The following is a 14,106-nucleotide window of genomic DNA, read 5'->3' as shown; positions in this document are numbered from 1 at the left end:
AGAATTATTATTATGAGCGCCAGAATAATATGCGAAACGCTGGTTGCATAGCAAGCAGTAAGCGGCCCTATGAGAATTAAGGGTTTAAGAAATCATCAAGAGAAAACGAAGGGTTAATCAGAGTTAAAACGAGGGTTAACGAAATGAGGTCTACGGGTAAAAAAAACCCCCTTCCAGGGAAGAGGGCTTTACAAGGTTAGTTACCGCCGAACATGTCTTTAATCCAGCCCGCAACACCGTCGCTTTCTTTCTTCTCATTCTGCTGCTGCGGCTGTTGCTGCTGCGGCTGCTGTGGCTGAGAAGACTGGTCGAACGGGTTACCCGTTGGCTGTTCTGGCTGGCTTTGCTGGCACAGCGAGTCCGGGTTTGCGGTCCAGACAGGGAGCGTACGCATCCCGCCGCCGCAGACGAAGTTACCGGAGCTGTCCACGCCCATATCGACGATATCTTCCGGCGCAACCAGATTCAGCGGCACCGGGGACTGATTTGCCAGATAGCGCTGGTAAATCGACATCGCCCCGCTCGCGCCGTACAGCTTGGTCGGCTGGTTGTTATCGCGGCCTACCCAGGTGATCACCACTTCACGGCCATCAATCCCGGCAAACCAGGTATCGACGTTGTTGTTGGTGGTCCCGGTTTTACCCGCCAGATGCAGACCCGGATACTTCGCACCCAGCTGACGCCCGGTACCGCGCTGCACTACCTGCTGCATCGTCCACAGCGTCATATAGGCGGCCTGAGCAGGAACTGCACGCTCCGCCTGCGGGAAGCTCTGATACAGTACGGAGCCATCTTCGGCAATCACCGAACGCAGGGCAGACAGCGGCGCGCGGTTACCCCCGCTGGCAATAGTCTGGAACGCCTGCGCCACTTCGATCGGCGTCAGGTTAAGCGCGCCCAGGATCATCGCCGGTACCGGGTGCAGCTGATCTTTCGCCACGCCAAGTTTTTGCCAGGTATCGACAATCGCTGGCAGTCCCAGCGACATGCCCAGGTTCACCGTTGGCACGTTCATGGAACGGGTCAACGCATCCACCAGCATGACCTGCCCGCTGAACTGTTTATCATCGTTCTGCGGTGACCAGACCTGGCCGTTGGGCTGGCGCAGGGAGATCGGCGCATCCGCAATCCAGGTATTCAGGCGATACTGATTTGGCTGACTCAGGGCAGTGAGATAGGTTGCTGGTTTTGCCAGAGAACCGATTGAGCGACGCGCCTGCATGGCGCGGTTATAGCCAGCAAACTGCGGCTCGGCACCGCCCACCATCGCGCGAACTTCGCCAGTGTTACGGTCAACCACCACCATCGCGGTTTCCAGATCGGAGAGCTTACGCTGTTTCTTCAGCGCCGGAATGCCTTCTACCGCTGCTTTTTCTGCCGCATCCTGCGCCACGGAGTCAAAGGTGGTGAAGATCTTCACGCCGGAGAGATCTTTGACCTTATCGCCAAGCTTGCTTTGCAGCTCCTGACGCACCAGCTGCATAAACGCAGGCTGAGGCGAGATCACCCCACCGCGCGGCTGAACCCCGAGTGGACGCGCGCTCAGCATGTCGTACAGCTCCTGGTCGATCACCTGCTGTTGTTGCAGCAGACGCAGCACCAGGTTACGACGCTCCAGCGCAAGTTTCGGGTTACGCCACGGGTTATAAATGGACGCCCCTTTCACCATGCCCACCAGCAGCGCCTGCTGGTCCAGGCTCAGCTCTTCCACCGGGCGACCAAAGTAGTACAGGCTCGCCAGCGGGAAGCCGCGGATTTCGTTATCGCCGCTCTGACCGAGGTAGACCTCGTTCATGTACAGCTCAAGGATACGATCCTTGCTGTAGCGCGCATCCATCAGCACGGCCATGTAGGCTTCGTTCGCTTTGCGCCAGTAAGAGCGTTCGCTGGAGAGGAACAAGTTCTTCACCAGCTGCTGGGTCAGCGTACTCGCCCCCTGCACGGTCCGACCGGCAGTCAGGTTAGCCAGCACCGCACGACCAATCGAGTAGAGGCTGATGCCATCGTGCTCGTAGAAGTGACGGTCTTCGGTTGCAAGCAGGGTATCGACCAGCAGATCCGGGAAGCCATTACGCGCCACGAACAGACGCTGCTCGCCGTTTGCTGACGAAAGCATGGTGATCAGACGCGGATCGAGACGGAAGAAACCGAACTGACGGTTGTTATCCATGTTCTCGATGGTATCCAGACGATCGCCGTCAAAGGTCAGACGCGCTCGCACCTGTCCTTCTTTACTGTCCGGGAAATCAAACGGACGACGGATCATCTCAATGCTGTTCGCCTGCACGGTAAATTCGCCAGGGCGCGTCATTTTTGACACCTGACGATACTGGGTGGCTTCCAGCAGTTTAACCATCTCGTTCTTAGTGATGGACATATCTGGCTCAAGGTTCACCATACGGCCATACACTGCCGCAGGTAGCTGCCAGACTTTACCGTCGATACGGCTGCGGATCTTCTGATCGAGATACACGCCGTAAATCGCCATCAGCACGACAAAAACAATAAACAGCTTCAGCAGCAGCCAGAACCAGCCGCGCTTGCCCCGAGGCTTACGCCCTTTGCCTTTTCCATTACGCGGCATCGGTTCTTCATCCTCATAATCGTCTTCATAGTCATCGTCATAGTCCTCATCTCTGAGGCGACGACGGCTTACCTTTTCTTTCGCCGGACGCGCTGGTTTTCCCTTACGTCCTATTGGCTCGCGGTCATTCCCCGCCATGCTTTTTCTCCGCAACTTTCAGGCGCAAAGGCCAGATTTTCTTTTCTTTCACAGGCCTGTGAAAGAAGAAATCTCTCAAAATGTGTTTTCTCCCTCTCCCCGCAGGAGAGGGGCGGGGTGAGGGCATCAGGCCGCACATCCCTTTCACGAATATTTCTTCGTTCGCCGCGTCGGTGCCGTATTCGCCGGATCGTCCGGCCAGACGTGTTTGGGGTATCGCCCCTTCATCTCTTTCTGCACGTCACGGTAGCTCCCCGCCCAGAACGCCCCTAAATCTCGGGTGATCTGCAAGGGGCGATGCGCAGGCGACAGCAGTTCAAGCACCAACGGCACGCGCCCTTCCGCAATGGACGGCGTGGTGGCTTCACCAAACATCTCCTGCATCCGAACCGCCAGCGCCGGCGGATTTTCCTCATGATAACGGATGGCAATCCGGCTTCCGGTCGGCACAGTGTAATGCCCTGGCAGTTCACTATCCAGACGTTGACGTAATGACCAGTCCAGTAAATTCTGTAACGCGGTCTTAACATCAAGCGCCTTAAGGGCTCGCAGGGAGTGCACGCCGCTCATTTGCGGCAGTAGCCAGCGCTCAAGCGTAGCGAGCAGCGTCTCGTCATCCACCGCAGGCCAACTATATTCCGGTAGCCACTTCGCGGCGCAGTGCAGACGAATGCGGTACTGATCCGCTTCCGGCGTCCAGTTCAGGGCGTTCAGCCCTTTTTCCCGAATGCCGTTCAGCATGGCCTCATGGAGCTCTTCTTCCGACGGCTTCGCCAGCGGCTTCGTCCCTAAAGTCAATTTCCCAATCTGGCTGCGACGAAACGCCTTCAGCGTGCCCTGGGCGTCATCCCATTCCACGGTATCAGATTGCTGAAGCAGCTGCGGACAGGTACGCGTCAGGGCGTCAATATCTACGGCTATCGCCTGCAGGATACGCGCATCCGGAGAATGGCTGCCCTGCAGCAGGAGCGGCGCAATCAGCCACTCATGACGCGTCAGGGCGTCATCGCTGTCCAGCATCGCACCCATGCCGTTTGCCAGCTGGTAGCGACCGTCCAGCCCGCGCCAACGCGCAATCCTGTCAGGGAAGCCCTGGGCCAGCAGGAAGGCAATCTTATCGCTGTCAGGCGCTCCTCCCCGGCTATTCAGGCGTTTGCACAACTGCTGCGCCCGCTGCTGCCAGTTTCCCTGATTGCGCGAAAAAGCCTGCCCCAGATCGCTGTTGCCTCCACGCGGCGGCTCCTCAAGAATAGCCGCCAGTTTTGCCGCCGTGGCAATTTCATCTTCCCCTTGCGCAGCCACCAGCATCGCGGCCAGACGCGGATCGTTGCCCAGCGCTGCCATTTTCTGGCCGCGCGCCGTCAGACGCTCGCCTTCCAGCGCGCCAAGCTGCGTCAGCAACGTGCGCGCAGCGGCGAGGTTAACGACAGGGGGAGAATCAAGCCAGGTAAGCTGTTCAGGATCCGGACAGCCCCACTGCAGCAGATCCATCACCAGACCAGACAAATCACTTTGTAAAATTTCTGGCGTGCTTTGCTGTGCAGCACGTTCAGCCTGTTCCGCGCTGGTCAAATGCAGGCAGATACCCGGCTCAAGACGCCCCGCTCGGCCAGCGCGCTGCACCATCGACGCCTGGCTGATGCGCTGCGTCAGGAGTTTAGTCAGCCCGGTACGCGGGTCAAAGCTTGCTACCCGCTCCTGCGCGCTATCCACCACCAGGCGAATACCTTCAATGGTCAAACTGGTTTCAGCAATGTTGGTTGCCAGCACCACCTTGCGCTGCCCAACCGGAGCAGGAAGGATAGCTTTACGCTGATCCTGCAGCGACAGCGCGCCGTAAAGCGGGCAAAGCAGCACATCGCCGCCTACGCGGGTAGATAGGTGCTCCTGCACGCGCTGGATCTCACCGACACCCGGCAAAAACAGAAGCAGCGAGCCGGGTTCCTGACGCAGCAGTTCTGCGGTTGCGATGGCGACCGCTTCGTCAAAACGCTGGTGGGTCGGAAGCGGTTGATAGCGGCGTTCAACTGGATACGCTCGCCCTTCAGAGCTGATAACAGGCGCATCGGGTAGCGCCTGCCGTAGCCGCTCATTGTCCAGCGTGGCCGACATTATCAAAAGCCGGAGATCGTCGCGCAGCCCCTGCTGAACGTCCAGCAACAGCGCGAGGGCCAGATCCGCCTGCAGGCTGCGCTCGTGGAATTCATCCAGGATCACCAGCCCAACGCCGTTCAGCTCCGGATCGTTTTGCAGCATGCGGGTAAGAATGCCCTCGGTGACCACTTCAAGACGCGTGGTCGGGCCAACGCAGGTCTCGGCACGCATCCTGTAACCTACCGTTTCGCCCGGTTTTTCATTCAGCAGCTCCGCCAGACGCTGCGCCACGTTGCGCGCGGCCAGCCTGCGCGGCTCCAGCAGGATAATTTTCCCGCTGATGTTCCCGTCTTTCAGAATCTGCAGCGGAAGCCAGGTGGACTTACCCGCCCCCGTCGGGGCATTGAGCAAAACCTGCGGGGAATGGCGTAAGGCAGCGAGAAGGTCAGGAAGAACGACGGCGACCGGCAATGAGGACACTAACAGCTCCAGAGGGTTAACATTAGTCGGCGTACATTGTAGCATCGGCGCATATCATTACCGAGTCCTCCGTATGCCTGAGTCGAAACGGCTGTTTTTTGCCATTGAATTGCCCACCACGATACAGCGTCAAATTGTTCGCTGGCGTGCCGACAACTTCGCGCCGGAAGCAGGCCGTCCTGTTGCGGCGGCTAACCTGCACCTGACGCTGGCCTTTTTGGGAGATGTCAGCGCCGAAAAACAGCGGGCATTAGCCGCAATGGCCGGGCGTATTGCCCAGCCGGAATTTACGCTGCAACTTGACGACGCGGGTCAGTGGCTACGTTCGCGCGTGGTCTGGCTGGGAACGCGCCAGCCGCCGCGCGGATTATTACAGCTGGCGAACATGCTGCGCGCGCAGGCGGCGCGCAGCGGCTGTTATCAGAGCCCACAGCCGTTTCATCCGCATATCACGCTACTGCGCGATGCCGGTCAGGCCGTTGCCATCCCGCCGCCGGGTTTTCACTGGGCGTTTCCGGTCAACACATTCGCGCTTTATGAATCCGTCTTTGCACTGGGACGCACCCGCTATACGCCACTACAGCGCTGGACGCTGGGCAACACCGAAAGGAATTCTGATGAAGTTTAGTCCTCCTCTGCAGCACGCCACGTTAATCCAACGCTACAAACGCTTCCTCGCCGACGTGATTACCCCCGAAGGGGTTCAGCTCACCCTGCACTGCCCCAATACCGGTGCCATGACGGGATGTGCGACGCCGGGTGACAGGGTCTGGTATTCCACATCAGAAAATAGTAAACGGAAATATGCCCATACCTGGGAAATGACCGAAACCCAAAACGGGGCATTTATTTGCGTTAATACCCAGCGCGCCAATCAGCTGGTTAAGGAAGCGCTGACCCTTGGCACAATTCCCGAACTGGTGGGATATGGCACGCATAAAAGTGAAGTGAAATATGGCGATGAGGGCAGCAGAATTGACTTCATGTTACAGGCGGAAGACAGGCCGGAGTGCTATATTGAAGTGAAATCAGTGACGTTAGCGGGACAGGAAAATGGCTACTTCCCGGATGCGGTAACGCTACGTGGCCAGAAGCATCTGCGAGAGCTAATGAGTGTTGCGGCGGCGGGCAAACGCGCCGTATTGCTGTTTGCGGTGTTGCATTCAGCCATTGAACGTTTCTCCCCTGCCCGCCATATTGACCCTAAATACGCGCAATTGTTGAATGAGGCACAAAAGCAGGGGGTAGAGGTTTTCGCTTATAAAGCGGAACTTTCTGCCGATAATATGACTCTGAGATCCTCTCTTCCCATTGTCTTGTAAGGGATTAGACGATTGACGAATAAGTGTTCTGGCCGCGTGCGCAAATACGCTTTTCCTCACAGGCTTGTCAAGTGTTACGTTTAGATAATTGCCATACGGAAAAGCATCTGCTATTTATAGCGACCTGATTTTTCCCCCAACACGGGGATCGATAGTGCGTGTTAAGGAGAAGCAACATGCAAGAAGGGCAAAACCGTAAAACATCGTCCCTGAGTATTCTCGCCATCGCTGGGGTGGAGCCGTATCAAGAGAAGCCGGGCGAAGAGTATATGAACGAAGCCCAGCTGTCGCACTTCAAGCGTATTCTTGAAGCATGGCGTAATCAACTCAGGGATGAAGTCGATCGCACCGTTACTCATATGCAGGATGAAGCTGCCAACTTCCCGGATCCGGTAGACCGTGCCGCTCAGGAAGAAGAGTTCAGCCTCGAACTGCGTAACCGTGACCGCGAACGCAAACTGATCAAAAAGATCGAGAAAACGCTGAAAAAAGTCGAAGACGAAGATTTTGGCTACTGCGAATCCTGCGGTGTTGAAATCGGTATTCGTCGCCTGGAAGCGCGTCCAACCGCCGATTTGTGCATCGACTGTAAAACGCTGGCCGAAATCCGCGAAAAACAGATGGCCGGTTAACACCAGCGCTGTTTACACACTCCAAAGGCGGGAGTCTCTCCCGCCTTGTTACTGTTGATATGTCTGAATCACACTATATTGGGCGCTTCGCGCCATCTCCTTCCGGTGAATTACACTTCGGCTCATTAATTGCCGCGCTCGGCAGCTACCTGCAGGCTCGCGCCCGCCTGGGAAAATGGCTTGTCCGCATTGAAGATATTGACCCTCCGCGTGAAGTTCCCGGTGCAGCAGAGACTATTCTGCGTCAGCTGGAACATTACGGTCTTCACTGGGATGACGAGGTTCTCTGGCAGTCAAAACGTCACGATGCTTATCGGGAACGTCTGGCCTGGCTTCGAGATCGGGGGCTTTCCTATAACTGCACCTGCACCCGCGCCCGTATCCAGAGCGTAGGAGGGGTCTATGATGGCCACTGTCGTACGCTCAACCTTCCCCCGGAAAATGCCGCCGTGCGCATCAAGCAGCGCTCCCCGGTGACGCGCTTTAACGATCTCCTCTCCGGTGAGATTAATGCCGATGAACGTCTGGCGCGTGAGGATTTTATTATTCACCGTCGTGACGGCCTTTTCGCCTACAACTTGGCCGTGGTCGTCGACGATCGTTTTCAGGGCGTGACGGAGATTGTGCGCGGGGCGGATCTGGTCGAGCCCACCGTGCGACAAATTTCGCTTTATCACCAGTTTGGCTGGACGGCGCCGGATTACATTCATCTGCCGCTGGCGGTTAATGCGCAGGGCTTAAAATTGTCAAAGCAGAACCACGCCCCGGCCCTGCCAGAGGGCGATCCGCGCCCTGTTTTGATCGACGCGCTGCGGTTTCTCAACCAGAATGTAACCAACGAATGGCAGGATCTGCGTATTGACGAACTGCTGAAAATGGCCGTTGCCAACTGGACGCTCGCGGCAGTGCCAAAAATCCAGCATTCTCAAATGCGTTGCGCTGAGCTATGATTAGCCGCTTTTTTCATAACAAAACACACTACGAGGTGTACCATTTTTACCCGAGTCGCTAATTTTTGCCGTAAAGTGCTAAGCCGCGAAGAGAGCATGGCGAACGATGCTATTGCACAGCCACACATGTCGGTTATTCCGCGTGAGCAGCACACAATTTCCCGCAAAGATATCAGTGAAAATGCCCTCAAGGTGCTCTATCGTCTGAATAAAGCGGGCTACGAGGCCTATCTCGTAGGCGGTGGAGTGCGTGATTTACTGCTGGGCAAAAAACCGAAAGATTTCGACGTGACGACAAGCGCCACGCCTGAGCAGGTGCGCAAACTATTCCGTAACTGCCGTCTCGTTGGCCGCCGTTTCCGTCTGGCTCACGTGATGTTTGGCCCGGAAATTATCGAAGTGGCAACCTTCCGCGGCCACCACGAAGCCGGCGCGTCCGATCGCACCACGTCACAGCGCGGCCAGAACGGTATGCTACTGCGTGACAATATCTTCGGCTCTATCGAAGAAGATGCCCAGCGTCGCGACTTCACCATCAACAGCCTTTATTACAGCGTGGCGGATTTCACCGTGCGCGATTATGTCGGCGGCATGCAGGACCTGAAAGAAGGTCTGATCCGTCTGATCGGCACGCCGGAAACGCGCTATCGTGAAGATCCCGTGCGTATGCTGCGCGCCGTGCGTTTCGCCGCCAAGCTGAACATGCGCATCAGTCCGGAAACGGCAGAGCCTATTCCGCGTCTGGCGACGTTGATTAACGACGTGCCCCCTGCCCGCCTGTTCGAAGAGGCCCTGAAGCTGCTGCAGGCCGGCCACGGCTTTGAAACCTACAATCTGCTGCGCGAATACAACCTGTTCCAGCCGCTGTTCCCGACCATTACCCGCTACTTCACCGAAAACGGTGATAGCCCAATGGAGCGGATGATTGCGCAGGTGCTGAAAAATACCGATACCCGCATTCGCAACGACATGCGCGTGAACCCGGCGTTCCTGTTTGCCGCGATGTTCTGGTATCCGCTGCTGGAAACGGCCCAGCGCATTACCCAGGAGAGCGGGCTCGCCTATTACGATGCGTTCGCGCTGGCCGCCAACGACGTGCTGGACGAAGGCTGCCGCACGCTCGCCATTCCGAAACGTATTACCACTCTGGTGCGCGACATCTGGCAGCTTCAGCTGCGCATGTCCCGTCGTCAGGGCAAACGCGCCTGGAAGCTGATGGAGCATCCTAAATTCCGCGCTGCCTTCGATCTCCTGTCGCTGCGCGCGGAAATTGAACGCAACCAGGAGCTGCAGCGTCTGGCGCAGTGGTGGGCTGAATTCCAGGTCTCCGCCCCGCCAGAGCAGAAAGATATGTTGACCGGGCTGGATGAAGAGCCGGAACCGCGTCGCCGTCATCGTCGTCCGCGCAAACGCGCGCCGCGTCGTGAAGGGACAGCATGACCCTCGCCTGTATCGCCATCGGCAGCAATTTAGCCTCTCCGCTGGAGCAGGTGAATGCTGCCGTAAAGGCGCTGGGTGAGATCCCGCAAAGCAAGATTGTGGCTGTCTCCTCGTTCTACCGCACTCCGCCGCTGGGTCCGCAGGATCAGCCTGATTATCTGAACGCCGCCGTGATCCTTGAGACTGAACTGGGCCCAGAAGAGCTGCTGGACAATACCCAGCGCATCGAACTGCAGCAGGGCCGCGTTCGCAAAGCCGAGCGCTGGGGACCGCGCACGTTGGACCTCGACATTATGCTGTTTGGTCACGAGACCATTAACACTGAACGTCTCACCGTTCCGCATTACGACATGAAAAATCGCGGGTTTATGCTCTGGCCGCTGTTTGAAGTCGCCCCCGATCTTATCTTCCCGGATGGCACCCCACTCAAGTCCATTCTGGACAGCCTCAACGCGGAAAGACCCACTCGCTGGTGAGCGGGTTCCCTTGCTGATTAGCCTCAAAATAATTGTGGCTAATCGGTTACCTAAAATCATTGTTCCCTCGAATGTTACTGTTAGAATGCGCAAAGATTCGCTTTGGGCTATCAGGAAACAGTATGAAACCAACCACCATCTCCTTACTGCAGAAATGCAAACAGGAAAAAAAACGCTTCGCCACCATCACCGCGTATGACTACAGCTTCGCCAAACTGTTTGCCGAAGAGGGGATCAACGTCATGCTGGTCGGAGATTCGTTAGGGATGACGGTACAAGGACATGATTCCACCCTGCCGGTGACGGTTGAGGATATCGCTTACCATACCCGCGCCGTGCGCCGTGGCGCCCCAGCCTGCCTGCTGCTTTCCGATCTACCGTTTATGGCCTACGCTACGCCGGAGCAGGCATTTGAAAACGCGGCAGCGGTGATGCGCGCTGGCGCTAATATGGTCAAAGTTGAAGGCGGCGCCTGGCTGGTGGATACGGTGAAGATGCTTACCGAGCGCGCAGTACCGGTGTGCGGCCATTTGGGTTTGACGCCGCAATCCGTCAACATCTTTGGTGGATATAAAGTGCAGGGCCGTGGTGATGCAGCCCAGACGCTGCTGGATGATGCCCTGGCACTGGAAGCCGCAGGTGCCCAACTGCTGGTGCTGGAGTGCGTGCCGGTTGAGCTGGCGAAGCGCATTACTGAAGCTCTGTCGATTCCGGTGATTGGTATTGGTGCGGGTAACGTGACTGACGGTCAGATTCTGGTGATGCACGACGCCTTTGGCATCACTGGCGGACATATTCCAAAATTTGCCAAAAATTTCCTCACCGAAGCGGGCGACATGCGCGCTGCGGTCAGGCAGTATATTGCCGACGTTGAATCCGGTGTTTACCCGGGTGAAGAACACAGTTTCCATTAAGGAGTCTCGTTGTGCTAATCATTGAAACCCTGCCGCTGCTTCGCCAGCATATCCGTCGTGCGCGTCAGGAAGGTAAACGTATCGCACTGGTCCCGACCATGGGCAACCTGCATGACGGCCATATGAAACTGGTTGACGAAGCAAGAGCCCGTGCAGATATCGTGGTGGTCAGTATCTTCGTTAACCCAATGCAGTTTGACCGCGCCGACGATCTGGCACGCTATCCGCGTACCCTGCAGGAAGATTGCGAGAAGCTCAAAAAACGCCATGCGGATATCGTCTTCTCACCTGCACCGGCGGATGTTTACCCGCAGGGTACTGAAGAGGCAACCTACGTTGACGTCCCGGGCATTTCCACCATGCTCGAAGGCGCGAGCCGCCCGGGTCATTTCCGCGGCGTTTCCACTATCGTCAGCAAGCTGTTCAACCTTGTGCAGCCGGACGTTGCCTGCTTCGGAGAGAAAGATTTCCAACAGCTGGCGCTGATCCGCAAGATGGTTGCGGATATGGGTTACGATATCGAGATTGTGGGCGTACCGATTGTACGCGCCAAAGACGGTCTGGCGCTCAGCTCGCGAAATGGCTACCTGACCGCCGACCAGCGTAAAATCGCGCCTGGCTTAAGCAAGGTCATGAATACCATGGCAGAACAGCTTCTGGCGAAAGAGTTAACTGCCGAAGAGATTATTGCTCTGGCTGAACAGGCGCTGAACGATAAAGGCTTCCGCGCTGATGATATTCAAATTCGCGATGCCGACACGCTTCTGGAGCTTACACAGACCAGCAAACGTGCAGTCATTCTGGTGGCGGCATGGCTTGGTCAGGCCCGCCTAATCGACAACAAAGTGGTTGAACTGGCGTAGGTTTCTCTACCCGGAAGATGAAAGGTAAACATAATGATTCGCAAAATGCTGCAAGGTAAGCTTCACCGTGTGAAAGTCACCCAGGCCGACCTGCACTATGAAGGCTCCTGCGCCATCGACCAGGATTTCCTTGATGCCGCGGGCATCCTTGAAAACGAAGCGATTGATATCTGGAACGTTAACAACGGCAAACGTTTCTCAACCTATGCCATCGCCGCCGAGCGCGGGTCTAAAATCATCTCCGTTAACGGCGCGGCAGCGCACTGCGCGGACGTGGGCGATATTGTGATTATCGCCAGCTTCGTGATGATGTCTGATGAAGAGGCACGCCGCTGGCAGCCGAAAGTCGCCTATTTTGAAGGCGACAACGACATGAAACGTACCGCGAAGGCGATTCCGGTTCAGGTTGCTTAAGCATTATCCCTGCGGCTGATTGCTGATCAGCCGCGACATTGTTTCCAGCGAATCCGTTCTTAAGATGTACAGGCGTTTCAGTAAGAACGGATTATCCCCCGGCTTCACCTTCCCTTTCACCGTCGTCACTGCCAGATGGAAACCGGCATCATTTGCCGCCTTTATCGCTTTATTGTCGTAGCCGCCAAACGGATAGGAAAGATAGAGCACGCGCGGGTTAAACTGCGCCAGCGCGCGACGCGAGCGTTCAAAATCAAACAAAATCACGTGATAGCTGCGGCTCAGTAAAATCGGGTGCTTATACCCATCCACGCGGTGCAGGAAGTGGGTATGAGACTGAATATCAAACACATCCTGAATGCCCTTAATCTCCTGCACGCTCATAAACTGCAGCGATTTAGGATCCCATTTCTGCGGGTGGCCTTTAATGCGGGAAGAGATAATAAATGCGGTAGCCTTGAAGCCGTACTCTTTCAGCACAGGATAGGCATAGCGGCTGACAGATTTCAGGCCGTCGTCAAAGGTTATTACCACCGATTTTGCAGGCAGGTTCATTTTGTTACGCACGTACCCTTCCAGCTGGTACATCGTCAGGGTGGTATAGCCTTGATCGCGTAACCAGGCCATCTGGTTGTTAAACGCACGTACGCTGGTGGTCGTGGACGTATGTCGAAAGCGCGTGTTTTCTTCATCACGCAAAATATGATGGTAGGTCAGAACCGGAAGTCCATTATCTTCCTGCGCATCCAGGCTGCTGATCCACGCCAGACGATTGCCGATGCGGATCTGAAACCAGGTCTGATTCAGGCGGTCTTTCAGTTTGTTTAATATGGGATAGCGAAGATTGGCGCTTAATGTGCCGAACGGCGCGCTACCGCTCGACGGCGCGTTATACACCGGCGTGTCTTTCCAGGTAATGAGATTCTGATTGCTCAGGGGTTTATTGAGATCCCCGAGGCTGTCCTCGACGCGCTGTTTCCCCTGAACCGGCTCCAGGTGCCCTTTATCGATAAAACCCGTGCCAAAACCGAAGCGAAATTCATAGTAGTCCGCCGCCGCGGGCACAACGGCGAGGATCTGCCCGGCGCGCACGTTACCGACGTTGATCACGCTGTTACCCACCTGCGCCCAGATCGCCGCGTCTTCGGTGGTTTGCATGTACTGGGCAGGCAGCTTTTGCTGACTGAGTAAACTGGCTGAGCTGACGCCGGAAATGAGCATCAATAGCAGGAAAAGAATGCGCGGTAGCATGGTGTCTTAATCGGTGCGGAAAACTGCCGCTATTGTAACAAATGAGACATCAATACCAACGTTTAATTCTTATACAAATCGTGGAGCAGGACGAAAGGAGGATTTTTTTGCTGCTGATGCCACAAGCTGCTGACGCCCGGAACGCCCTGTGCCACGATAGCCTGACGAAACTCAGCGCTGCTTAAGGCTTCACGCTGCGGATACATTAACGTCAGCAGGGAGAGGTTAATACCCGAGATCACTTCACAGCATGCATGCTTATGGCTGAGCAAAGCGGCTGCACGGTAAGGCGCCGCGCCCGATTTATCGGTAAGGAAAATCACACCATCACCGGTGTCCGTTTCATGCAGGGCATCGCACATCATGCGGCTAAGCATGTTGGTGCTCAACCCGCGCCAGTAGTTTACCGCCCGGCATTGCACCAGCGGGCCAAATCTGGCTTCAAGCTTATCCAGCATTTCCTGCGCCTGTTCATCGTGGCAGGTGATAACCCATCCCAGCATAACTCTCTCCTTAGCAGGCAAGTAGTTTAGCGAAGTGAAGGTTAG

The 14,106-nt window shown here is 56.2% G+C and carries 13 protein-coding genes; 9 read left to right on the top strand and 4 right to left on the bottom strand.

Translation table 11 applies throughout. From position 1 onward, the window contains the following. Nucleotides 1-196 precede the first annotated feature (196 nt). Both mrcB and hrpB read right to left on the bottom strand, forming a co-directional pair. Nucleotides 197-2,722 carry a bifunctional glycosyl transferase/transpeptidase gene (gene mrcB / locus USH94_RS09875; protein WP_111964007.1) on the bottom strand — a complete coding sequence of 842 codons (2,526 nt, stop codon included), beginning with the start codon at nucleotides 2,720-2,722 and terminating at the stop codon, nucleotides 197-199. Nucleotides 2,723-2,866: 144 nt separating this feature from the next. After that, nucleotides 2,867-5,296 carry an ATP-dependent helicase HrpB gene (hrpB, locus tag USH94_RS09870; RefSeq protein ID WP_111964008.1) on the bottom strand — a complete coding sequence of 810 codons (2,430 nt, stop codon included), beginning with the start codon at nucleotides 5,294-5,296 and terminating at the stop codon, nucleotides 2,867-2,869. A gap of 73 nt (nucleotides 5,297-5,369) precedes the next feature. Here hrpB and thpR point away from each other — a divergent pair, with 73 nt between their 5' ends. The 9 genes from thpR (at nucleotide 5,370) to panD (ending at nucleotide 12,307) form a co-directional block, all read left to right on the top strand. Further along, nucleotides 5,370-5,924 (top strand): RNA 2',3'-cyclic phosphodiesterase, encoded by a 555-nt coding sequence (gene thpR, locus USH94_RS09865; RefSeq protein ID WP_111964009.1) that lies wholly within the window; start codon nucleotides 5,370-5,372, stop codon nucleotides 5,922-5,924. Further along, nucleotides 5,914-6,618, top strand: coding sequence for a DNA/RNA nuclease SfsA (gene sfsA / locus USH94_RS09860; protein ID WP_111964010.1), 705 nt, complete (start codon nucleotides 5,914-5,916; stop codon nucleotides 6,616-6,618). The genes thpR and sfsA overlap by 11 nt, the downstream gene beginning before the upstream one ends. Before the next feature lie 176 nt (nucleotides 6,619-6,794). Further along, entirely contained in the window at nucleotides 6,795-7,250 is a 456-nt protein-coding gene (dksA, locus tag USH94_RS09855) for an RNA polymerase-binding protein DksA (RefSeq protein ID WP_001155232.1), read from the top strand. 59 nt (nucleotides 7,251-7,309) lie between these two features. Further along, nucleotides 7,310-8,200: a tRNA glutamyl-Q(34) synthetase GluQRS gene (gluQRS, locus tag USH94_RS09850; RefSeq protein ID WP_111964011.1), complete on the top strand. Its 891-nt coding sequence runs from the start codon at nucleotides 7,310-7,312 to the stop codon at nucleotides 8,198-8,200. A gap of 42 nt (nucleotides 8,201-8,242) precedes the next feature. Beyond that, nucleotides 8,243-9,640: a polynucleotide adenylyltransferase PcnB gene (gene pcnB, locus USH94_RS09845; protein WP_072254544.1), complete on the top strand. Its 1,398-nt coding sequence runs from the start codon at nucleotides 8,243-8,245 to the stop codon at nucleotides 9,638-9,640. Then, entirely contained in the window at nucleotides 9,637-10,116 is a 480-nt protein-coding gene (gene folK / locus USH94_RS09840) for a 2-amino-4-hydroxy-6-hydroxymethyldihydropteridine diphosphokinase (protein ID WP_111964012.1), read from the top strand. Before pcnB ends, folK begins: the two co-directional genes overlap by 4 nt. 122 nt (nucleotides 10,117-10,238) lie before the next feature. After that, nucleotides 10,239-11,030, top strand: a complete 792-nt coding sequence (gene panB, locus USH94_RS09835) for a 3-methyl-2-oxobutanoate hydroxymethyltransferase (RefSeq protein WP_045401071.1) — start codon at nucleotides 10,239-10,241, stop codon at nucleotides 11,028-11,030. A gap of 11 nt (nucleotides 11,031-11,041) precedes the next feature. Next, entirely contained in the window at nucleotides 11,042-11,893 is an 852-nt protein-coding gene (gene panC, locus USH94_RS09830; RefSeq protein ID WP_111964013.1) for a pantoate--beta-alanine ligase, read from the top strand. A gap of 33 nt (nucleotides 11,894-11,926) precedes the next feature. Then, nucleotides 11,927-12,307, top strand: coding sequence for an aspartate 1-decarboxylase (gene panD / locus USH94_RS09825; RefSeq protein ID WP_006810068.1), 381 nt, complete (start codon nucleotides 11,927-11,929; stop codon nucleotides 12,305-12,307). Between the two features lie 3 nt (nucleotides 12,308-12,310). Here panD and USH94_RS09820 read toward each other — a convergent pair whose 3' ends face one another. Beyond that, nucleotides 12,311-13,558 carry a polysaccharide deacetylase family protein gene (locus tag USH94_RS09820; protein WP_111964014.1) on the bottom strand — a complete coding sequence of 416 codons (1,248 nt, stop codon included), beginning with the start codon at nucleotides 13,556-13,558 and terminating at the stop codon, nucleotides 12,311-12,313. Between the two features lie 62 nt (nucleotides 13,559-13,620). Further along, a complete protein-coding gene (locus USH94_RS09815) occupies nucleotides 13,621-14,061 on the bottom strand; it encodes a PTS sugar transporter subunit IIA (protein ID WP_111964015.1) in 441 nt (146 codons plus the stop codon). Between the last annotated feature and the right edge of the window lie 45 nt (nucleotides 14,062-14,106).

This window comes from Enterobacter sp. 148H3, from assembly GCF_034107425.1.
In the GTDB taxonomy this organism is placed as follows: domain Bacteria; phylum Pseudomonadota; class Gammaproteobacteria; order Enterobacterales; family Enterobacteriaceae; genus Enterobacter; species Enterobacter vonholyi.
Note: the sequence above shows the minus strand (reverse complement) of the source record. Positions and strands in the feature narration are given on the sequence as shown.

Coding starts and splice junctions, on each gene's coding strand:
- mrcB (WP_111964007.1), bottom strand. CDS start 2,722: ATGGCGGGGAATGACCGCGAGCCAATAGGACGTAAGGGAAAACCAGCG.
- thpR (WP_111964009.1), top strand. CDS start 5,370: ATGCCTGAGTCGAAACGGCTGTTTTTTGCCATTGAATTGCCCACCACG.
- sfsA (WP_111964010.1), top strand. CDS start 5,914: ATGAAGTTTAGTCCTCCTCTGCAGCACGCCACGTTAATCCAACGCTAC.
- dksA (WP_001155232.1), top strand. CDS start 6,795: ATGCAAGAAGGGCAAAACCGTAAAACATCGTCCCTGAGTATTCTCGCC.
- gluQRS (WP_111964011.1), top strand. CDS start 7,310: ATGTCTGAATCACACTATATTGGGCGCTTCGCGCCATCTCCTTCCGGT.
- folK (WP_111964012.1), top strand. CDS start 9,637: ATGACCCTCGCCTGTATCGCCATCGGCAGCAATTTAGCCTCTCCGCTG.
- panB (WP_045401071.1), top strand. CDS start 10,239: ATGAAACCAACCACCATCTCCTTACTGCAGAAATGCAAACAGGAAAAA.
- panD (WP_006810068.1), top strand. CDS start 11,927: ATGATTCGCAAAATGCTGCAAGGTAAGCTTCACCGTGTGAAAGTCACC.
- USH94_RS09820 (WP_111964014.1), bottom strand. CDS start 13,558: ATGCTACCGCGCATTCTTTTCCTGCTATTGATGCTCATTTCCGGCGTC.
- USH94_RS09815 (WP_111964015.1), bottom strand. CDS start 14,061: ATGCTGGGATGGGTTATCACCTGCCACGATGAACAGGCGCAGGAAATG.